This window comes from Bradyrhizobium sp. USDA 4486, assembly GCF_054057995.1.
Genome location: NZ_JBSRZV010000001.1, coordinates 7,932,906 through 7,955,192, shown reverse-complemented (window position 1 = coordinate 7,955,192; position 22,287 = coordinate 7,932,906). Strand labels below are relative to the sequence as shown.

The window sequence follows — 22,287 nt, the reverse complement described above, 5'->3', positions numbered from 1 at the left end:
ATGAGACCGATATCTAGCCTGGGGACCTTGTTCCGCGCCGCGCCGCTGCTGGTCATCACCATCCTGATTGTTGCCATCATGGGATTGGGCCTCACCGCCGGAGGCATCTGGCTCGCTGTGCTCGGCGGGTCCTTCTATTACCTGATTTCCGGCCTCGCGCTGCTGCTCACCAGCTGGCTCCTGGCACGACGCCGCGCCGAGGCACTGTGGGTCTACGCTGCGCTGCTGCTCGGCACGATGATTTGGGCGGTCTGGGAAGTCGGGCTCGATTTCTGGTCGCTGGCGCCGCGCGGCGACGTGCTCGTTCCGCTGGGCGTCTGGCTGTTGCTGCCGTTCATCGCATCGCGCCTCGTGCCGGGCTTGCGGGCCGCACGATGGGCGCTGGGGCTCGTGCTTGCCATCGCCGCCGGCGTGCTCGCCGTCTCGCTGTCGCGCGATCGCCACGACCTCGCCGGCACGCTGCCGGAGAGCGGGACGACGGGCGCCGCCGCGGCTGCCGCATCGATGGTGCCTGGGGCCGGAGAGGACTGGACCGCGTATGGCGGCAGCGGCTTCGGCACGCGCTATTCCTCGCTCAACCAGATCACCCCGGACAATGTGAAGGATCTCAAGCTCGCGTGGGAATTCCGCACGGGCGACCACAAGGGCCCTGACGATCCCGACGAGATCACCAACCAGGCGACGCCGCTCAAGGTCGGCGACCTGCTCTACACCTGTTCGCAGCACCAGATCGTGTTCGCGCTGGAGGCCCCAACGGGTAAACTGCGCTGGAAATTCGACCCGCAGGTCCAGCACAACAAGAACTTCCAGCACATGACCTGCCGCGGCGTAGCCTATCACGTCACCAAGCCTGGTGGCGTGACCGCCGACGGCGCGCGCGCTCCCGCTGAGTGTCCGGCACGCGTCTTCATCCCGACCAATGACGGACGCATGTTTGCGCTGGATGCGCAGAGCGGCACCCCCTGCGAAGGCTTTGGCGATCACGGCCAGATCGACCTCAAGCAAGGCAGCGAGATCCAAACGCCCGGTTTCTACGAGGGCACCTCGCCGCCGGTCGTGACCGGGAAGATCCTGATCGTTGGCGGCGCGGTGATCGACAATTACTCCGATCGCGTGCCCTCGGGCGTGATCCGCGGCTTCGACATCTACTCCGGCAAATTGATCTGGGCGTTCGATGCCGGCAATCCCGATCCGAACGAGATGCCCTCGGCCTCGCATCATTTCACTGCGGGCTCGCCCAATTCCTGGAGCATCTCCGCGGTCGACGAGAATCTCGGGCTCGTCTATGTCCCGCTCGGATCGAGCTCTCCCGATATCTGGGGCGGTGGCCGCTCGTCCGAGAAGGAGCGCTACGATTCCGCGCTGGTCGCGCTCGACATCAACACCGGGAAGCTGCGCTGGTCCTTCCAGAACGTGCATCACGACCTCTGGGACATGGACATGCCCTCGCAGTCCAGCCTTGTCGACCTGCGCACGAATGACGGCGTAACGCCGGCGATCTACATCCCCGCCAAAACCGGCGACATCTTCGTGCTCGACCGCCGCGACGGGCATCAGCTGGTGCCCGCGCCGGAGAAGCCGGTGCCGCAAGGGCCTGCGCCCGGCGACCGCCTCTCCGCGACCCAGCCCTTCTCGCAACTGAGCTTCCGGCCGCCGGGCATGCTGACGGGTGCGCAGATGTGGGGCAGCACGATGTTCGACCAGCTCGCCTGCCGCATCAAGTTCAAGCGCCTGCGCTATGAGGGGCCGTTCACGCCGCCTTCGGAACAGGGCACGCTGGTGTTTCCCGGCGATTTCGGCATGTTTGAGTGGGGCGGCATCGCCGTCGATCCTAAGCGCCAGATCGCGATTGCGAATCCGCAATCGATTCCGTTCGTCTCGCGCCTGGTGCCGCGCGGCAAGGACAATCCGGCAGCGCCGAACGCGGCGCATCCGCCCGGCACCGAGCTCGGCGTGCAGCCGATGTACGGCGCCCCCTACGGCGTCGATCTCGGCATTTTCCTGTCGCCGCTCGGCATTCCCTGCCTGGCCCCACCCTGGGGCAACATCGCAGCGATTGATCTCAAGTCTCACAAGATTGTCTGGCAGCATCGCATCGGCACGATCCGCGACGAGGCCCCGATCCCGCTGCCGTTCAAGCTGGGCGTGCCCATGCTGGGCGGACCGATCGTCACGGCAGGCGGCGTCGCCTTCATTACGGGAACGATGGATTATTACATCAGGGCTTTCGACGTGCGCGACGGCAAAGAGCTCTGGCAGGACCGGCTTCCGGCTGGCGGTCAATCGACACCAATGACCTATGAGGTCGGAGGCAAGCAATTTGTGGTCACGGTCGACGGCGGCCACGGCTCGTTCGGCACCAAGCTCGGCGACTACGTCCGCGCCTACGCCCTGCCGGAGCGGCGGTCGTAGCGTAGCCGGCGCGCAGGCGGTCGTGATGCGCCGGCGGTGGAGACGACGAGCGCCACACAAGTCGCGATGCCGAGCAGCCCCTGCTGGTCAGGCCGGCCGACGGAGCATCTACTCGTCCTGCCGACCGAACCAGTTGAGGACGCGCGGTGGGGCGAAGCAGCTTTCAAAAAGCCGAACAGCACCTTGCGCCGGCTCGGGGTCTCTCGCCTGGTCCTTTGAGCCTGCCTGCATGGTCCGCCAACAACATCAGCACCAGGGCACGCGACAGCTCAAACGAAGCGGCGCATAAGTCCTCAAGGAATGCAAGCGCGCCTTCGAACGGGTCGCGGTGGATTTCGAAGGATTTTTCGCTCCCAAAGATAGGTGGCGGAGAGAGTGGGAGTCGAACCCACGATTTACGATCTCCTTCCCATCACGCGGGCATCGAGCATCGCGCCGCGTGAACCATAGCGGCTATTTTGTTGTAACAGCCGCTGACTCGGCTTGTCGGAATGAAGAATTAACAATCTTCTATAAGTGCTTGATTTCGCAATGGTGGGCGCACCAGGGCTCGAACCTGGGACCCGCTGATTAAGAGTCAGCTGCTCTATTCTAGGACGCAGCCTCACCCGTCCGTCCTAGACACGGAGCACTCGACTATCGCCTGCTCCGTGACGCGCTCCAAACGGGGAAGTCCCCAACCAAGCCGGCGCCGCGCTGTGTTCAATGCTTTTTGCTGGAACAGACGCGACGGTCGCGCTGCTATCCGCACGTGCGGTTAGTACGGCAGATATCGATCTGAAACTGTGGTGCGAGACGTGGTGCGAAAAATTCGTCTAAGATGGAATTGGCCGCAACTTATTGATTTGTCTGGTAGCGGGGGAGCGCTACCGCTTTTCCCCACACCAACCAAACCTACGATATTTGATCCAATCTTACGCTTCGGCAGTTCGTGGGCCTTGAGCGGAGCTTCAAAGCATTTTCGCCTTTGTCGGACCAATATCTACCGTCCGAGCTACGGATCCGGGTCGATCTTCAGATGGCCGCGATGTCCAGCTTCGAGCCGTCGGTCAGACGCGACAGCCGGAACGGTGTGGGATCGACGCAAGGCGTGTCGTTGACGACGAGCTCTGCGGCCAGATAGCCGAGCCCCGGGCCCAAACCGAAGCCGTGACCCGAGCAGCCCGCTGCGAGGACGAGACCTTTCACCCCGTCCACCTGCGACACCACAGGCACCGCGTCGGGCGTGCAATCGACGAAGCCGCCCCAGGCGCTATCGATCTTTATTTCGCCGAGTTGGGGGAAGGTTTTCCGGACGCTCTCCACCACTTGGCCCACCAACCATTTCAACGGCGGAGGATCCAGCACGCGATTCCATTCGAAGATCCGATCGTCATTGGCCAGCAGCGCCGCCATTGAATCCGGCCCCGAAACGAACGATTGGCCGACGCCAAACCTGACGTTCTTCAGGCGGCGCAAGAACTGCGGCAAGAATTCCCGGCTGTACCTGACAGCCTGGGGGGTGATTTCGAGGTTCGCCTTGCCGCTGATCGCAAGCGTGTAGCTGCCGTCCAGTCGGCGCGTGATCGTGCAGTAGGGTGTCGAGACCGCCTCGCCGATGTTGATCGTCGGGGTGGAACGCAGCGCGGTCTGCCGGATGCTCGCCTGGGGGAAACTGATCCCGAGCGGCCGAAGGAAGCGCGAGGACCAGGCGCCGGCAGCGCACAGCACCGCGCTGGTTCTGATATAGCCCTTTTCCGTGTGCACGCCCACGATCTTGCCATTGGCCAAGTCGAGCGCACGCGCCGCGCATCCCTGGTGGATCGTGGCGCCGAGAGTTCTGGCCCCCTCCGCGATAGCCGGCGCGGCGAGCGCAGGTTCGGCCTTGCCGTCCCGTGCCGAATAGGTCCCGCCGACCCATTTGTCGCGCGCTTCGGGGACAAGCTCGGCCACCTCCGCCCGGCTCAGCACGCGGGTGTCGACGTCGTACTCCCTGGCGATCTCGCGCCACTTTTCCCAGCCGGCGAGCACAGACTCGTCGTGGGTCGCATAGACGAGACCGCAGCGCCGAAATCCGAGGTCCCGATTGATATCGCGCGTGAGTTCGTCCCATAGCCGCATGGAGAGCACCGAGAGCGGCAATTCGCGCCGGTCGCGGTTCTGCTGGCGGCACCAGCCCCAGTTTCGGCTCGATTGTTCACAGGCGACGTGGCCCTTCTCTAGGAGCGCCACGGAGAGGCCGCGCTTTGCCAGGAAATAGGCGGCCGTAGAGCCGAGGATTCCGCCGCCGATGATGACGATTTCGGCCTCGGCCGGGAGACGCTCATCGCTTTCAATGCGTTCGACGCGGGGCGACATATTCCAACAACCTCGGCTGAAGAATGCGGCAGCAAAGTTCCGATCAAGCCTTCATCGCACGGTGCGCCCGATAGAATGTGCTGAAATCATCCAGGACTTCGCAAGATGTTCGGGCTTTTGACCGCTTGAGTGATACGAGCTGCTCAGGCCCGACCTAGCATGGTGCAAGAACAGGCAAGAGTTTCATTTAAAGCGCGATGCCGCAGCTTTTCGGAGCCGACATTGAGCTATCGGTAGAACCCGAGAACGGCCTTGGTCTCGAGATACTCCTCCATGCCCTCGAGGCCGTATTCGCGACCGTTGCCGGAACGCTTGTATCCGCCAAAGGGAGCGTTGACGTCCCAGTCGGGATAGTTGAGATGGACTTGACCCGACTGTATCTGCCCGGCGACAGTCCGCACCCTCTCCATATCAGTGCCCTGCACATGGGCGCCGAGACCGTAGACGGTGTCGTTGGCGATCACGATCGCCTCGTCCACGGTGTCGTAGGGAATGATCGACAGCACCGGGCCGAAGATCTCCTCCTGCGCGATCCGCATGTCGCGGCGGACGTTGGAGAAGATGGTCGGTCGCGCATAGAAGCCAATCTGAAGGCCGCCGGGCCGACCTCGCCCGCCGATGACAAGTTTGGCGCCTTCCTCCAGGCCGACGCCGATCATGGTCTGCACGCGCTCGAACTGCGGCCGGTTGGCGATCGGGCCATGCGTCGTGGTTTCCGCAAAGGGATCGCCGACCACCAGTTCTGAGGCGGTCGCTGCCGCCAAAGTCTCGACCTCTTCGATGTGTGAGCGAGGCACGAGCATGCGCGTCGGCGCGCTGCAAGATTGGCCGAGATTGCGAAAGGCAGCGCCGACGCCAAGCGGAACAGCACGGCTCAGATCGGCGTCCGGCAAGATGATATTCGGCGACTTGCCGCCGAGCTCCTGGGCGACGCGTTTGACGGTGGGCGCGGCCGCTTGCGCGACGAGAATGCCGGCGCGCGTCGAGCCGGTGATCGAGATCATGTCCACGTTCGGATGCGAGGCCAGAGCGGCGCCCACGATTGGACCGGTGCCGTTGACGAGATTAAAGACGCCGGGCGGGCAAGCGGCGTCGTTCATCACCTCGGCGAACAGCAAGGCGCTCAGCGGCGATAATTCGCTCGGCTTCAACACTACCGTGCAGCCGGCTGCGAGCGCCGGTCCGACCTTGGCGGTGATCTGATAGAGGGGCCAATTCCAGGGCGTGATGAGGCCGCAGACACCGATCGCCTCGCGCATGATCGCGGTGCTGCCGCGCGCGGCGACGAATGGATAATTCGCAAGATTATCCCGGGCGACACGGATATGTTCAGCGGCCAACGGCACCTGAGCGCGACGTGCGTAGGTGATCGCAGCTCCCATTTCACACGTAAGCGCCTGCGCGAACAGCTCCAGCCGCTCCAGGAGCAAGGCGTGAATCCGGTCGAGCAGCGCCGCCCGGTGGGCGGGCGGTGTCATGGACCAGCCGGCGAAGGCTCGTCTGGCGGCTGCGATGGCGCAATCCACGTCATCATCATCGCCGAGCACGACGTCCGCGATCGGCTGCTCCGTCGCCGGATTGACGACGGTTGCTGCTGCTGTGACTGATCCGATCGGCTTCCGCCATTCTCCGTCGATGTAGAATTTTCCGAGGAAGCCTGCTTCCGTCAGGCGTCGAAGGGGCGAGGTCATTGCAAGCGATCCCTTTGCCTACCAGCCGCGCATCCGGGGCCATCGCGCTTCGATCGTGTCGCTGTCGGCGGAGACGACGTTGTACGTCTCGTGTTGCGACGCCGTGGCGCAGGCGTGATTGGGGAGGATCCTGACCTTCGCGCCGATCGGAAGGTCGGGCAAAGCGCGCGCCGACCCGGGCCTGATGGCGAGAATGCCGTGCTCCTGGCTCGCTTGCGAAACGATCAGGTCGGGAAAGACCGTGCCGGCGACATCGCAGACCAGACCGTAGCCCTGGTCGACTCGCTGCGCCGCGGTGCCGCGGTCGCGCGACAGCGCCATCCAGCCCGCATCGACCAAAATCCAGCCCTTCTCGGGCTTCGTGCCGATCACAGTGGCGAGCACCGAGATGGCGATGTCGTCGGTCGTGCAGACACCGACGCCGTGCATGACCAGATCGAAGAACATGTAGACACCGGCGCGCATTTCCGTGACGCCGGTCAGGTCTTCGGCGAAATGCGCGGTTGGCGTCGAGCCGACGCTGACGACGGGACATTCATGGCCGGCCGTGCGCAATGTCGTTGCGGCGGCGACGGCCACGGAGCGTTCGTTCTCCGCGGCTGCGACAAGGGCCGCGGGCGTGAAGAGGCTGTAGGATTCGCCGGCATGGGTGAGAACACCGGCAAGCTTGACGCCGGCCTCGGCCATGGCGGCAGCAACGACCACGAGTTTCGGATCATCAGCGGTCAGCCCACCGCGATGACCATCGCAGTCGATCTCGATGAGGGCGGACGGTGTCACACCGGCGACACGTCCGGCCGCGCCAAGCATGGTGGCCTGCGCAGGCGAATCCAGCAGCACCTTGATATCGATGCCTGCGTTCTGCAGGCGCATCGCTCTCTCGGCGGTATGCGGCGCCACACCCACGGCATAGGTCATGTCCCGGAATCCACGCCGTGCGAAATACTCCGCTTCCGCCAGGGTGGAGACGGTGATAGGTCCCGCCCCCACTGGATGAGCGCGTCGCGCCACGTCGATGGATTTCGCCGTCTTCATGTGAGGACGCAGCACGACGCCTTGCCCGGCCATGCGAGAAGACAGGCGCGCGAGATTGCGATCCAGCCGGTCCCTGTCGAGCAGGAGAGCCGGTGTTGCCAGCGCGCCGATCGTTGCGACTGCCCCGTCCGCACCCGCGTTCGGGGAATCCGTTCTGTCCATCTCCACCCGCAGCATCCCGATGTTCCCTAGCCGAATGACTGGTTGGCGAGCCCGAATATGCGCGCCGGCCCTGTCCATGGAGGTGGCGTTCCCAGCACCATGGTGGTGGCATCGCTGACGCGCGGCAGGCCGATGCTTTCGAGCCATTCCCCGAGTTGCGAGGAGGCAGGAATATCGATCCGGATGAAGACAGGTCCAAGCCGCGCGATCGCAAATTCAATCAGCGCGCGCGCATCGGTCGGGCTCTCGGCCACCACGGGGCCGATGACATGTCCGCGGCCGAAAAGGCGAGAGATGGCGTAGCCGCGAGGTATGCCGTCACGCAGCAGGACATACCCGTCACCACTGTCAAACAGCCGGTTCAGCATCTGCCGCCGCTCCACCCCCGTCGCCGCGCGGTCGAGCCGCGCGATCGCCTCGAACTCAGATGCGACCATTGGTCTGAGGTCTGATCGCGGCGTGCCAAGACCGTGGCGTGGAATTCCGTGATGCTGGTGGATGATCCCGATCGGCACGAAGCCGCGGCGGCGATACAGCGTCATGCCTTCTGGCGTCGAATTCAGCGCGATGGTCCGCGGGCGCGCGGACGTCAGCAACGCATCCATGAGCCGGGCCCCGTAGCCACGGCCCTGAGCGGCCTTTGCGACGATGATCATGCCCGCGGAAGCGTGAGTCTCGCCGTACGGCCACCAGGCTGCGGTCCCGATCACCGTCCCGGCGCGCTCCAGAACAAAGCCTTTGCCCAACTGCAGTGCGACATCCCAATCCTCGAGCCGATAGGGCCAGGACATCTCTTGCGAGAGCCTCAGGGCGCCTTCCAGATGTGATCTGGCGAAAGGGACGAGGATCGCGTCTTCAGTGACACGATCTCCGGCCTGATAAGCTGCTGATGTCATAATGGGTCGACGTCTCTTGCTCGGGTTGCCGGATTGATCGCCAAGTGCCTGACAGGACGAGGACCAAGTGAGGATCCTCGCATTGCCATCAGCGTAACCTGAAGCCCGCAGCATTCCGCAATCGGACGGAAGCAAAGTTCGGCATAGAATTTCATTGAGGACGCCGGAAAGTCGCCAATCTGCTGTTAAGCGTGGACGTGCCACAAAGGCGAACGGGCTGTCAGAGCAGCCGCATTTAAGCTCCCCAGTCCAGAACGATTTTGCCGCAATTGCCCGCCTGCATAATCTCGAAGCCGGTCCTGAACTCTCCGACTGGCAGCCGGTGCGTTATGATCTTTCGGATATCGAAACCGCTTTCGAGCATCGCCAGCATCTTGTGCCATGTCTCGAACATCTCCCGCCCGTAGATTCCCTTGACGGTGAGCATCTTGAAGACAAGCTTGGTCCAGTCGACGGTCGCAGGCCGAGCGGGGATGCCGAGCATGGCAATCTTGCCACCCATCACCAGATTTTCGACCATTTGGTCAAACGCGACCGGAGATCCACTCATCTCGAGCCCGACATCGAACCCTTCCTTCATGCCCAGGCGCTGCATCACGGACCGAAGATCTTCCTTGGCCACGTCGACGGGAACAACGTCAGCGACATCCGATGCCAATGCCAAGCGGTGCGCATTGACGTCGGTGATCACGACGTGCCTCGCGCCCACGCGCCGGGCAACTGCGGCGCTCATGATGCCAATCGGACCTGCTCCGGTAATGAGCACATCTTCACCCACGAGGTCGAACGACAGCGCAGTGTGGACGGCGTTCCCCAGCGGATCGAGAATAGCCCCGATCTCGTCATCGATGGAGTCAGGCAGCGGCACGACATTGAACGCGGGCAAGCGCAGATATTCCGCAAAGGCTCCGGGAATGTTGACCCCGATCCCCTTGGTCTCGGGATCGAGATGAAACCGCCCTCCCCGCGCAGCCCGGCTGCTCATGCCGACAACATGACCCTCACCTGACACGCGCTGCCCAACCACGAGATTCTTGACGTTCGCACCGACGTCAGCAATCTCGCCCGCATACTCGTGGCCGACGACCATCGGGACAGGGACGGTGCGCTGCGCCCATTCGTCCCAGGCGTAGATGTGAATATCGGTGCCGCAAATCCCGGTCTTGTTGACCTTGATCAGAACATCATCCGGCCCGATCTGCGGGATCACCCGTTCACCAAGCCAGAGACCCGGCTCGGCGGCTGCTTTGACAAGAGCTTTCATGAGAGTACCTCCGTAGTCATCAAATCACGCCAAGCGCTTTGCCGGCATCGGTGAAGGCACCGACCGCCAGCTCAACGTCCTTCTCGGTCAGGGCGGCTGACATCTGTGTCCGTATCCGCGCTGTTCCCTCGGGGACAACGGGATAGAAGAACGCGGCGACGTAGATGCCGCGTTGATCCAGCGCGGCGGCCATATCCTGCGCCAGGCGCGCGTCCTGCAGCATGACCGGAATGATTGGGGTCTCTCCCGCAAGTAGCTGGAATCCAGCCCTTTCTAAGCCCGAGCGAAAGCGCCTCGTATGTACAGCAAGAAGCTGCCGGCGGTCGTCGGCTGATTCCGCGATCTGGATCGCCTTGATCGATCCCGCTGCCACTGACGGCGCCAGGCTGTTGGAGAAGAGATAGGGACGCGCTCGCTGCCGAAGCAGATCGACGATGGGTTGCGACGCCGCGACAAAGCCTCCCATCGCACCGCCGAGGCTCTTGCCTAGCGTCCCCGTGACAATCTCGACCTGCGTCCTCGTGCCCGTCAGCGTCGGCGTACCGCGGCCTGCCTCGCCGAGATGGCCGGTGGCATGGCAGTCATCGACCATCACGACAGCGCCGTAGCTCTCGGCCAGATCGCAGATCGCGGGGAGCTTGGCCACGTATCCGTCCATCGAGAACACGCCGTCCGTGGCGATCAATTTGAGCCGCGCCCCGTCCCTGTCCGCCTCCTTGAGCCGATCCTCGAGCTCGTTCATGTCGCCATTGACAAAACGGTAGCGCTTTGCCTTGCAAAGCCGCACGCCGTCGATAATGGAGGCGTGATTGAAGGAATCGGAGATGATGGCGTCATCGGAGTCCAGGAGCGGCTCGAACACGCCGCCATTGGCGTCGAAGCAGGCCGCGAACAGGATCGCGTCGTCCTTGCACAAGTAGCGGGCGATCGTTCGCTCGAGTTCACGGTGGAGGGTTTGCGTACCGCAGATAAATCGTACGGACGCCATGCCGAACCCGAACTCATCCAGGCCTTGCTTTGCGGCCGCGATCACCTCGGGATGATCGGCCAAGCCAAGGTAATTGTTGGCGCAAAGGTTGACCAGCTCGCGCTCCAAAGTCTGGGAAGTGACGCGAATCCGTCCCGCCTGCGCGCCATTGATGACTCGCTCGCGCTTGTACAAGCCCTGAGCCTCGATCTGCGAAAGACGCTCGCGAGACCGGCTTGCCAGATGTGACGTCATGATACCCATATCCTCGCGGCGGCGATTGTGATCAACATGGCGATACGATCTCTTCCCTCAGCCCGTGCAACATGCGCTCGAAGTCGCTGGGATCGTGAGGCTTTAGGAGGGCAGCCTGGCGCGGCACGTGCAAATCCCACAGTCGCGATAGCCAGAACCGAAAGGCCGCAGCGCGCTGCATTGCCGGCAGCAGAATGTGTTCGCAGGACGTCAGTCGGCGGACGCTCTCATAGCCGCCGAGGAGCGCCGCCACGCGCTCGGCATCGTACCGGCCGGCGCTTCGATCGACGCACCAGTCGTTAAGACACACGGCAATATCGAACACAAAGGCGTCACAGCCGGCAAAATAGAAATCGAAGACGCCGGACAGCCGCATCCCGTCAAACAACACGTTGTCCCGGAAGAGATCGGCATGGATCGGCCCCCGGGGGAGTTGCCCATAGCTCGAGGACGACGCGACCTGGTTCTGAAAGGCCAATTCACTCGCGAGCAGTGAACGGTGTCCGGCAGATGCATGGCGGCCGAGCACGGGCACGACCTCGTTCCACCAGTGGAGGCCGCGCGGATTGGCCTGTTGTCGCGGGTAGTCGCGCCCGGCCAGGTGCAGGCACGCCAGAAGCTCCCCAAGTGAACTGCAATGGGCGACCGAGGGCTCCATAACACTTGCACCGGGAAGCCGGTTGACCACCACGGCAGGTCTCTTCTTCAGTACGTGAAGGATTGCGCCATGTGTGTCTGCAACCGGATCCGGCACAGGCATTCCGCGCGCTGCAAGATGCTTCATGAAGTGCAGATAAAACGGCAATTCCTCGGGTGTGAGGCGCTCAAACAAAGTGACCACATAACCTTCGCCGTCCGCCTCGACGAGATAGTTCGTATTCTCAATTCCGCTGGTGATGCCGCGAACGGAACGAGGCGCGCCGAGACCCAGCGCGCGAAAGAACGTTGCAACCTCGTCGAACGTCAACTCGGTAAAGACGGCCATCGTGCAGCAGCTCCCGGTCCGGACTGGTCTGTTCAGCTGCCCTGCACGACGTCGGCGATGTAGTTCTTGACCGCCTCTGCATCTGCCGGAAGGACTCTGACCCGTTTCGGCAAATCTTCGATGCCATCGAAGCGTTGCGGGCGATCCGGATCGCGGCCTAACGCTTCCCTGATCGTCGCCGCGAATTTGATGGGAAGTGCCGTTTCGAGGACGATCATCGGCGTCTCGGGACTTGCGTGCATACGTCCGACCTTCACGCCGTCGGCAGTGTGTGGATCGATCATGGTACCGTAACGGTCCCAGGTGTCCCGGATCGTCGCGAGCCGTTCGGCATGAGTGCTCTTGCCACTGCGGAAGCCGAAGCGAATAGCCGCCTCCGCGAAACGGGGATCTCCGCCCAGATCGAACGATGCTCGCTCGCGGAGTTGATCGTCAAACAGCGATTTCGTTCGATTGGCGTCGCGACCTAGCAGATCAAAAATGAAACGCTCGAGATTGGAGGCTTTGGAAATGTCCATCGAAGGGCTGGATGTTTCCAGCGTGTCAGCCCGGCTTCGGACGCGATACACGCCCCTGCGGAAAAACTCATCGAGCACGTCGTTTTCGTTGGTTGCAAGGACGAGACGAGAGATCGGAAGTCCCATCATCCGCGCAACATGGCCGGCGCAGATATTGCCGAAGTTTCCTGAAGGAACGGCAAAGCTCACGCCTTCCGGCGCGGTTTCGGGTGCTTGCAGGTAACCGGAAAAGTAATAGACGACCTGCGCGACCAATCTCGCCCAGTTGATCGAATTGACTGCCCCGATGTTGTACCGTCGCTTGAATTCCAGTTCGCCTGACACGCGTTTGACGATGTCCTGGCAGTCGTCGAACACGCCGTCTATCGCGATGTTGTGGATGTTCTGGTCCTGAAGGCTGAACATCTGGGCTTGTTGAAAGGCGCTCATCCGCCCGCGGGGCGACAACATGAAGACCCGCACTCCCTTCTTGCCGCGCGTGGCATATTCCGCCGCGCTCCCGGTGTCGCCACTGGTCGCGCCAAGAATGTTCAAATTCTCCTGCCGGCGGTCCAATTCGTACTCAAGCAAATTACCGAGCAACTGCATGGCCATGTCCTTGAACGCCAGCGTCGGACCGTTCGACAGAGCTTGCAGGTAAAGCCCTGGCTCCAGCTTTCGCAGCGGCGCGATATCAGGACTTCCGAAGACCTCCTCGGTGTAGGTCTTCTCACAGATTGCCTTCAGGTCGGCAGGCGGGACGTCGCTGACATAGAGCAACAGGATTTCGAAGGCCAGGCGAGAGTACGGCAGGTGACGCCACGCCTTCAGCGTAGCGCTGTCCACGCGCGGGTAAATCTCAGGAACGTAGAGCCCGCCATCCGGCGCGAGCCCCTCGAGCAATATCTCGCAGAACTGTTTGCGGCCCGAATGGCCGCGTGTGGAGACGTAGTGCATCTATCTCTTCTTTCGAGATGCGGTCGTGCCGCTAATTGGATACCCGGAGCCAGCCATCAGCGGCTGGCACGCCACAACGCGATCCGATCACGCATGCGATAGGTCTGGATGAAGGCCGGCATGAACCAGGGATTGCCTCGATAGAACGGGATGAAGGCCGGCGGCCGGAAGTCAAACGCCGTGCGCGCCTGCGCGTCATGTCCCATGAGCTTGTGCGCCGCATGCATGCCGATCCATGGCGCCCAGACCACGCCCGAACCGCAGAAGCCGGTGGCATAGACGATGCCGTCCTTGTCGAAGATGCGGGGAATCATGTCGCGGTTCATGGCCACATTGCCGAACCAGCTGTGCGAGAGGCGAACGGCCTGCAGCTCAGGGAATAGATTGATTAGGCCCTTGCGAAGCGCCAGCTTGGGGGCGACTGGATCGCCGACGCGGGAGCTGTCGCGGCCGCCGAGCAGAATGCGTCTGCCGTCCGGCGAAGGCCGGTAATAGAAGCCGACCTGCCGATTCTCGGTGATCATCATGCGTTTCGGCATCAGCCGCGCCATGACCTCAGGCGCGAGCTCCTCGGTCGCAATGATCCGGCTGCGAACGGGCACCAGCCTGCGACGCAAAAAAGGGACGACGCTATCGGTGTAACCATTCGTGCAGACCAGCACCTGACGCGCCTGCACCGAGCCGGCCGCGGTGACGACGCGGAATCCGGCACCATCTCTGTCGATCGAGACGACGGGCGTCCGGGCGTGGACTGTCAATCCGGACGCGAGCGCGACACGCAGCAGTTCGGCGTGGAATTTCGCCGGATGCAGTCCGCCGATGTCCATTCGAACCGTGCCGCCGCGATAGACATCCGTGCCGATGTACTTTCGCTGCTCGGCATAGGGCACTGCGTAAGCCTCGATGCCCAACCTCGTCGAGAGCCTCTCGGCGGTACGCGCCATGGCTTCGTATTGTTCATATCCGAACGCGCCTTTGAACTGTCCCACCGGCTGGAAGTCGCACGCGATCCCTTCTGTCTTGATGAATTCGTACAGGAACTCGCGGGCGGCCTTGCCTTCTGCCTCGATCGCCAGCGCCCTCTCTCCACCAAACCTCCGCGTGAGTGTCGCGTAATCCGGACGGATGCTTCCACTGGTGATCCCACCATTGCGCGTGGAAGCCCCTTCCCCGGGCTGCATTGCATCGAAAGCTGCAACTGAGCGTCCCTCGCGCGCCAATACCAGACCGGCCGAGAGTCCGGCGTAGCCCGCACCCACAATCAATACGTCGAGTTTCTTGGGCAACGGCTGCTGAGACAGCGGCTTCAGCGGGGCCGCTTCCCACCAATAGGGCGTCGCCTTCTCGGCAATTCTGGGCGCGTGCATGGCTTGTGCTTCTCTTACATCTTTTAAGTTTGGCCGCGGCCGGGCTCACATCGATCAAAAGCTGTCGTTTCGAACATCGAGGGCGTCCCGCAAGCCGTCGCCGATGAAGTTGAAGCTCGTCACGGCGATCGTGATCGCGGCACCGGGAATGATGGCGAGCCATGGAGCGCTGGCCAGATATTGCTGCGCGCCGTTCAGCATATTGCCCCAGCTCGGCAGCGGCGGCTGGATCCCGTAGCCGAGGAAGCTGATATAGGCTTCCAGAAGGATCGCGCGGGCAACTGCCAGGCTTGCGGCGACGATGATCGGACCCATCGCATTGGGCAAGACTTCGCGGAACATGATATGAGCGCGGCTTAGCCCCGCCATGCGCGCCGCCTGGACGAATTCGCGCTCGCGCAGCGAGCGGACCTCGGCCTCAACAATGCGCGCGGTCTCCATCCAGCTCGTGACGGCAATGATCACGGTGATCATCGCCGGGCTCGGCCGCAGCGTTGCGGCCAGCGCCAGCACCAGGAAGATCGAGGGATAGGACAGGAAGCCGTCCACCATGCGCATCAGCGCCGCCGCGACCCAGCCGCCGCGATAGCCGGCCGTCACGCCGACGAGCGTTCCGATCAGCGTTGACAATAGCATCGCCGAGAATCCCACCAGCAGCGAAACCCGTCCGGCCAGCAACAGTCGCACGGCCAGATCGCGCCCCAACGGATCCGTACCGAGGTAATGCTGACCGGTGAAAGGCGGAGCAAAGCGGGCGCGCAAATCGATCTGCAGCGAGTCGTACGGCAGAGCATAGGGCCCAATGGCGCACGCCAGCACGAGCAAGCTGATCATTGCGATGCCAACCAGCGCCAGATGATGACGCGTGAAGCGGCGTATCACGCGGCTGTGCCACCACCGAACGGGAGCGGCATGGGCGACGATGGCGGTCATATCTGCTGCCTCCTGCTACAGGGGTTAGCCGCGGGCTCAGCCCAGGCGAATTCGCGGGTCGACCGTGGCGATGACGATGTCTGCGATCAGGTTGCCGAGCACGACCAGAATGGCCGAGAAGATCAACAACCCCATCACCACCGGATAGTCGCTGTAACCAAGGCTGTCGAGGAACAGCCGCCCCATTCCCGGCCAGGTGAAGACGGTCTCGGTGACCAGCGCCCCGGTGAGAATGCTGGGCAGCTGCATCCCTGCCAGCGTGATCATCGGCAGCAGCGCATTGCCGACGACATGCTTCAGCAGGATGCGGCGTTCGCTCACGCCCTTGGCGCGGGCCGTCTTGACGAAATCCTGACTCAGCGCATCGAGAGTCGCCGTGCGCATATAACGGCTCCAGATCGCAACATGAACCAGCGAGAGCACCAGGCTCGGCAGGATCAGGTGATGCAGATAATCCTGCACCGAGCCGTCACCGACCGTGTACATGTTGCCTGCGGGCACCCAGCCGAGCTTCAGGGTGAAGATGTAGATTCCGATCAGGCCGAACCAGAAAGTCGGAACCGACAGCGCAACCATGGCTCCGATCGTCGCGCAGTAGTCGAACAGGGAATAGCGGTGCGTGGCACCACGGATTCCGATCCAGGTGCCGGCCGCAATCGCCAGAGCGGTGGACGTGCCCATCAGCAGCAGGGTCGCCAGAAGATGTCGGCCGATCACCGCCAGCACCGACGAGCCATCGCGGAAGGAGTGTCCCCAGTCGCCCTGAATCAGCCGCCAGGCCCAATCGAGATACTGGATCCAGAGCGGCCGGTTCAGCCCGAGCTGAGCGGCGAGCCGCTCGAGGTCCTTCTGCGTCATGCCGGGATCGAGGCCGAACTGAGCGAGAGGCCCCCCCGGCATGAAGTTGAGAACGGTGAAACCGATGACCGAGACGATCACCAGCAGCACGATGCTCTGCGCGAAGCGATTGAGCAGAAAGGCGGACATTCGAGTCTCCGTTGACCTTCGGGCCGTCGACCGAGCGGCGTCCTCAGCCCATGCGGGGTTCCGGCGGCGCTACATCAGCTCGCCCAATACCAGGCCAGGGCGTTCCACGACTCGGTCCGCGTATTTCCATTCGGCACGAATCCGTTGATCCCCTTCTTGAGCCCTTCGACCGAGTTGCTCTGATACAGCGGCAGGAAAGGCAGGTCACGACGCACGAGTTCCTGGACCCGGAAGTAGATCGCGCGCCGTGCTTCCGGATCGAAGGTGCGTGCGCCCTTGTCCAGCAAGGCATCGACCTCCGGATTCACATACTGCGCATTGTTCGAGCCGCGACCGCCCTTCGCTGCGATCGAGCGCGAGTGCAGGCGGTTGGTCACGTCGGGGTCTGCACCGATCAGGTAGGTGCTGCCGACGATAACGGAGTCGAATTTTGACTGCCCCCAGAACTCGCCCCACATCACGGCGGCGGGCAGGTTCGATATCTTCATCTCGACGCCGAGCTGCGCAAACGTCTGCTCCAGATACTGCTGCACCTGTTCGCGGAGGGGATCGCCGGACGTGGTCGAATTGGTAAAGGACAGGCGAACGCCGTTCTTGGCACGAATGCCGTCCGCGTCCTTTGCCCAGCCGGCCTGATCGAGGATCTTGCCTGCGCGATTCACGTCAAATTGGTGCAGGGGCAGATTGGCGTTGAAGTAGAAGGACTGCCGCGGCATGAACGTCTCGGTCGGGGTGGGCACCCCGTAATAGAGACCCTGAATGATCGCCTCCTTGTCGATCGCCGCATAGAGCGCCTCGCGAACGGCAAGCTCCTTAAATTGGGGGCGATCGAGGTTCAGGTAAAACGACTCGAACGAGGTTCTTGGGACGAGCGTCACCACACGGTTCGGCAGCGTCTTGGCTTCACCGTAGTGATCGGGCGTGATGTAGGGCTGCCCCACGAGATCAATGTCGCCGCTCTTGAACTGGGTGTAGAGGACGGTGAGATCTGGAATGTATTTGAAGACCAGCTTCTCGATGTGAGGGCCTTCGCCGAAATACTCGGTGTTGGCGACGAGTTCGAGATGATCGCCGGCGACCCGCTGGCCCCACTTGAACGGACCGGTGCCAATTGGCGCCTGGTTGAAGGCAGCGTTGTTCGGATTGGCCTCCTTCGAGAGGATGTGCTTGGGGACGATGAAGGTTTCGGTCAGGAACGACAGATAGGGCGCAAAAGCCTCTTCCATTCGCCACGAGATCTCCGTCGGCGAGATCACTGTGATATCGCGCACGAGCGCATGGCCGGCTGTACGCCAGCTACGGAAGTTCGGATTCATGATCAGTTCGAGCGTGAACTTCACGTCCTCGGCGCTGAATGGCGTGCCGTCGTGCCACCGCGCGTCATCCCGTAGACGAATACGCCAGTTGAGACCGTCAGCCGAAATGCCGCCGTTCTTCTGGTCCGGCACTTCCACGGCAAGGTTGGGCTGAATGACGCCTTGAGGATCGATCCTGAACAGAGCATCGAAGATCGAGAAGTGCACGCCATCATCGACTTCGATGTGGGCCATCAGCGGATTGAAGACGGTCGGCTCCTGCCCAAGCCCGACGATCACGCGGCCGGTTGGTTTCGCCGGAGAGGTGCGCGCGAAGGCGGGTTCGTCCAGCAGATTTGATCCGGCAAGGCCGGCAGCGCCGGCGATCATCAACTGGAGTGCGCTACGCCGCGAATAGATCGATGCAGTCTTTGCTTCAGTCATGACCCCTCCTCATATGTGGCTATGTCCGGCCAATGTCGAATGGCTTGCAACGGCGCGGGCGCTGCTCTGCTGCTCGCCGGGAATGGCAGCAACCAGTTCTCGCGTATAGGCGGATTTCGGGTTCAGGAAGATCTGCGATGGCGGTCCGTGCTCGACGATCTGTCCTCGATGCATGACCGCGATTTCATCGCAGATCTGGCTGGCCACGCGCAGATCGTGCGTGATGAAGATCATCGATACGCCGGTCTCCCGCTGGATCTGGTCCAGCAACTTCAGGATCTGCGCCTGGATCGATACGTCGAGCGCGGAAACCGCTTCGTCAGCGATCAGCAGCTTCGGCTTGAACATCAGAGCCCGCGCGATTCCGATGCGCTGACGCTGGCCACCCGAGAACTCATGGGGATAACGATCGAAGGTTCCCGCATCCAGGCCGACATGAGCCAGGAGCTCTCGTGCCTGCTCACATGCCTCCTTGCGAGGCACTCCATGCGCGATCGGACCAACCGTCAGTATTTGCCCGACCGTTGATCGCGGATTGAGCGAGGCAAATGGATCCTGGAAAATCATCTGGATCTTTGGCCGAAGCGGCCGAAATTCGGCCTCGGACAGCCGGGCGACGTCGCGTCCCTCGAACAGGATAGAGCCGCTGTCGCTGTCGAGGAGCTTGATCAACAATCGCCCGAGGGATGATTTGCCGGAGCCGCTTTCTCCAACGACGCCCAGGGTGCGTCCCGGAGAAAGCTCCAACGACACGCCATTGACCGCGGGTACGATCCGCTGCCTGCCGAACAGCGCACTGCCGCTGCGGTAGGTCTTGACCAGACATTCGACTTTCAGAATGGAGGACGTGGCCGCAGCTTCCGCCGGGACGCGATCCTTGCCGGTCAGATGCGGCACGGCCGCGATCAGGCGGCGCGTGTAGAGATGGCTCGGGGACTTCAACACCTGCTCGGCGCTCCCCTGCTCCACGCAGTGGCCCTTCTCCATCACCACAACGGAATCGGCAATCTCAGCCACAACTCCGAAGTCATGGGTAATGAACATCACGCTCATTCCCTTGCGGCGTTGAATGTCGCGGATCAGTTGCAGAATCTGCGCCTGGGTCGTCACGTCGAGTGCGGTGGTCGGCTCGTCCGCGATCAGGATCGCGGGCTCCAGAGCCAGAGCGATGGCGATCATCACCCGCTGTCGCTGCCCGCCCGACAGCCGGAACGGATATTGGTGATACATCAGCGGCGGATCCGGAAGGCCTACCTCCGTCAGCAATTCTATGGCGCGGCTACGGCGGGATTTCGCCGTTCCCGCACCGTGCGCCGCCATCACCTCCTCGATCTGCGCGCCCACTGTCATGAGCGGATTGAGCGCGGAGAGCGGGTCTTGGAAGATCATCGAGACCACACGGCCACGGAGGTCTCGCAGACTCTCCGGCGAGAGCCCTACGAGGTCCATGCCTTGCAGACGGATTGTTCCCGAAGACACGCGGATCGACTTGGGCAAGAGCCCCATGATCGCATTGGCCGTGACTGACTTGCCAGAACCGGATTCTCCAATGATGCAGAGGATCTGGCCGCGCTTCAGTTCAAAGGAGACGTTCTCGACCGCGTGCTCCCGCTCCATGCCGGCCGGCAAGCTCACGGTCAGGTCGCGGACCGCGAGTGCCACATCTTCCGAGGCTGAAGGCTGCGGGGCAGAGATCATCTGAACATTCTCCCCTTTCACGCGCGTCCCATGATTCCGTTGCGGATCGGCTCTTCGGCCCTTTTTGCCGCCGCTGCGCTCAGACAGGTCAACAACTCGTCGGTCATTCTGCCATTCTCCGCGCGGTGAATACGACATGATTCAGAGCTGGCTGCTCTACAGACAAAGGCGTCGCTGAGCGCGGACGATCAGTCGAATGGATCGCTCGAACCATGAATCAAGGCCCGGGAGGCTGCCAGTGGCGCCCAGCGCGATCGCTTCGGCAGAGGTCTCCTCCCAGACAAGGCACATCGCACGTCACCTTTTGAATTCTGCCCATTGATCGACATTGATCCGGTACTCACAAGTCTGGCCGCTTCAACCATCCTGGAGTCGCCGAAACGCGACGGATAGGCAGCATGAAGTTCTAAAAACGAAGCCCGATTTGGCATTTCGGTCTGCGGCCGCTCGCGCGCTTGTTCGGCTGGGGTTCGCCTGCGGGCCGCGAAAAGGCAGATCTCATTGCAGAGACCAGCCGTCAGTCTTCACGCCCACGAGATGGCGTACAATCGAAGTATCTTTGCAATAACTGTCCGCACGATAAGCCGTAAACCGCAGGAAATTCCGCCCAACCACGAAAGTCCGAAGTGCGTCTGCCGCAACTGCCCGGATACGATTCGGCAAGCATCGGAGTCCCTGCCCCCATGAACCCGCCACTCTTGCACATCGAATCCAGCCCTTCCCTGCCGCGAGAGGCAGACGTCGTCGTCATTGGCGGCGGGGTGATCGGCGTGTTCACGAGCTATTACCTGGCGCGTCGAGGCCTCAAGGTCGCGCTGCTTGAGAAAGGCCGCGTCGCCGCCGAGCAATCCAGTCGCAACTGGGGATGGTGCCGTCAACAGAACCGCGATGCGCGCGAGTTGCCGATCGCAACCAAGAGCCTCGATCTCTGGGAGAAGGTTGCCCATGAGACCGGTGAAGACACCGGCTTCCGCCGCTGCGGCCTGTTGTATCTGTCGAACGACGAGAACGAGCTGGCGGGCTGGGCGAAGTGGCGAGACTTCGCGAGGACCGTCGGCGTCACGACGCACATGTTGAGTGCGGAAGAAGCCAACGAGCGAGGTAAGGCGACGGGACGCAAGTGGAAAGGTGGCGTCTTCTCTCCAACCGACGGGACGGCAGATACCTCAAAGGCGGTGCCCATCGCCGCGCGCGCGATCATGGCGGCGGGTGGCACCGTGCACCAGCAATGCGCAGCGCGCGGCCTGGAGCTCAGTGGCGGCCGGGTCAGCGGAGTGGTGACCGAAGCCGGCACGATCCGGACGAAAACGGCCGTCATGGCAGGAGGCGCGTGGGCGTCTTCGTTCTGCAACCAACTCGGTATTCGCTTTCCGCAGGCATCCGTGCGCTCTTCCATTCTCGCCTTGGCCCCCGGCGCGGCCGGGCTGCCTGATGCCCTCTACGCTGGGCTCGTCTCGCTCACCCGGCGCGGCAATGGTGGATACACCCTGGCTATCAGCGGACGCGCGAGACTGGATCCGACGCCGCAGCAGTTCAGGTTCGGCCGCGAATTCCTGCCGATGTTCGCTCGCCGATGGCGAAGCCTTAGCCCGGGCGCGTTCGAGGGCTTGCGGCAAGGCCACGAATCCCTGGTGAAATGGAGGCTCGATGAGGTGACTCCGATGGAGCTGAACCGGACGCTCGATCCCCGCCCCGACATGAGGCAGATTCGGCTGACACATCGACGAGCTTGCGAGCTCGTGCCTGAAATCCGGGGCGTCGCAATCTCAAACGTTTGGGCCGGCTACATCGACAGCACGCCGGACGGCATTCCCGCAATCGGTGAAGTTGAGTCTATCCCGGGGTTCATCCTTGCGGCGGGATTCAGCGGCCACGGCTTCGGGATTGGGCCCGGCACTGGACACATGATCGCCGACATCATCACCGGTCGTGCGCCGATCGTCGACCCGCGTCCCTACAGGCCGGAGCGGCTGAAAGGGAGCGCCTGGGGCAAGGTCAGCGAGTTCTAGATCCGGTCTCCCCGGTTGGGAAAAGATGCTGGTTGATGTTATGACAGTGCGCATGACGCTGACGCCTCGGACCCTTGACGCCGTTGTCTCACCCCA

General features: G+C 62.5%; 15 protein-coding genes. 2 read left to right on the top strand and 13 right to left on the bottom strand.

Features of this window, described 5'->3' with window-relative positions; all coding sequences use genetic code 11:
- Nucleotides 1-2,412 (top strand): glucose/quinate/shikimate family membrane-bound PQQ-dependent dehydrogenase, encoded by a 2,412-nt coding sequence (locus ACVWY3_RS37500; protein ID WP_456842936.1) that lies wholly within the window; start codon nucleotides 1-3, stop codon nucleotides 2,410-2,412.
- Nucleotides 2,413-3,426: 1,014 nt separating this feature from the next.
- Here the strand turns inward: ACVWY3_RS37500 and ACVWY3_RS37495 are convergent.
- From ACVWY3_RS37495 to ACVWY3_RS37435, 13 genes are all read right to left on the bottom strand, one after another.
- Nucleotides 3,427-4,749: an NAD(P)/FAD-dependent oxidoreductase gene (locus ACVWY3_RS37495; protein ID WP_456842935.1), complete on the bottom strand. Its 1,323-nt coding sequence runs from the start codon at nucleotides 4,747-4,749 to the stop codon at nucleotides 3,427-3,429.
- Between the two features lie 227 nt (nucleotides 4,750-4,976).
- A complete protein-coding gene (locus tag ACVWY3_RS37490; protein ID WP_456842934.1) occupies nucleotides 4,977-6,440 on the bottom strand; it encodes an aldehyde dehydrogenase family protein in 1,464 nt (487 codons plus the stop codon).
- Nucleotides 6,441-6,458: 18 nt separating this feature from the next.
- Nucleotides 6,459-7,637 (bottom strand): alanine racemase, encoded by a 1,179-nt coding sequence (locus ACVWY3_RS37485; RefSeq protein WP_456843552.1) that lies wholly within the window; start codon nucleotides 7,635-7,637, stop codon nucleotides 6,459-6,461.
- A 26-nt stretch (nucleotides 7,638-7,663) separates the two neighbouring features.
- Nucleotides 7,664-8,737, bottom strand: coding sequence for a GNAT family N-acetyltransferase (locus tag ACVWY3_RS37480; protein WP_456842933.1), 1,074 nt, complete (start codon nucleotides 8,735-8,737; stop codon nucleotides 7,664-7,666).
- A gap of 31 nt (nucleotides 8,738-8,768) precedes the next feature.
- A complete protein-coding gene (gene tdh / locus ACVWY3_RS37475; RefSeq protein WP_456842932.1) occupies nucleotides 8,769-9,797 on the bottom strand; it encodes an L-threonine 3-dehydrogenase in 1,029 nt (342 codons plus the stop codon).
- 19 nt (nucleotides 9,798-9,816) lie between these two features.
- Nucleotides 9,817-11,019 (bottom strand): glycine C-acetyltransferase, encoded by a 1,203-nt coding sequence (locus ACVWY3_RS37470; protein WP_456842931.1) that lies wholly within the window; start codon nucleotides 11,017-11,019, stop codon nucleotides 9,817-9,819.
- Between the two features lie 31 nt (nucleotides 11,020-11,050).
- The gene (locus ACVWY3_RS37465) at nucleotides 11,051-12,004 is read right to left on the bottom strand and encodes a homoserine kinase (RefSeq protein WP_456842930.1); all 954 of its coding nucleotides are present in this window, start codon (nucleotides 12,002-12,004) and stop codon (nucleotides 11,051-11,053) included.
- Between the two features lie 32 nt (nucleotides 12,005-12,036).
- Nucleotides 12,037-13,458 carry a threonine synthase gene (thrC, locus tag ACVWY3_RS37460; protein ID WP_456842929.1) on the bottom strand — a complete coding sequence of 474 codons (1,422 nt, stop codon included), beginning with the start codon at nucleotides 13,456-13,458 and terminating at the stop codon, nucleotides 12,037-12,039.
- Nucleotides 13,459-13,514: 56 nt separating this feature from the next.
- Nucleotides 13,515-14,825: an NAD(P)/FAD-dependent oxidoreductase gene (locus ACVWY3_RS37455; RefSeq protein ID WP_456842928.1), complete on the bottom strand. Its 1,311-nt coding sequence runs from the start codon at nucleotides 14,823-14,825 to the stop codon at nucleotides 13,515-13,517.
- Between the two features lie 54 nt (nucleotides 14,826-14,879).
- Nucleotides 14,880-15,758: an ABC transporter permease gene (locus ACVWY3_RS37450; RefSeq protein ID WP_456842927.1), complete on the bottom strand. Its 879-nt coding sequence runs from the start codon at nucleotides 15,756-15,758 to the stop codon at nucleotides 14,880-14,882.
- Nucleotides 15,759-15,794: 36 nt separating this feature from the next.
- Complete coding sequence (locus ACVWY3_RS37445; RefSeq protein ID WP_456842926.1) at nucleotides 15,795-16,745, bottom strand: ABC transporter permease; 951 nt, start codon at nucleotides 16,743-16,745, stop codon at nucleotides 15,795-15,797.
- 74 nt (nucleotides 16,746-16,819) lie between these two features.
- Entirely contained in the window at nucleotides 16,820-18,484 is a 1,665-nt protein-coding gene (locus ACVWY3_RS37440) for a peptide ABC transporter substrate-binding protein (protein ID WP_456842925.1), read from the bottom strand.
- A 9-nt stretch (nucleotides 18,485-18,493) separates the two neighbouring features.
- Complete coding sequence (locus ACVWY3_RS37435; protein WP_456842924.1) at nucleotides 18,494-20,182, bottom strand: ABC transporter ATP-binding protein; 1,689 nt, start codon at nucleotides 20,180-20,182, stop codon at nucleotides 18,494-18,496.
- 683 nt (nucleotides 20,183-20,865) lie between these two features.
- Between ACVWY3_RS37435 and ACVWY3_RS37430 the strand changes: the two genes are divergently transcribed.
- Complete coding sequence (locus tag ACVWY3_RS37430) at nucleotides 20,866-22,191, top strand: NAD(P)/FAD-dependent oxidoreductase (RefSeq protein ID WP_456842923.1); 1,326 nt, start codon at nucleotides 20,866-20,868, stop codon at nucleotides 22,189-22,191.
- The last annotated feature ends 96 nt before the right edge of the window (nucleotides 22,192-22,287 follow it).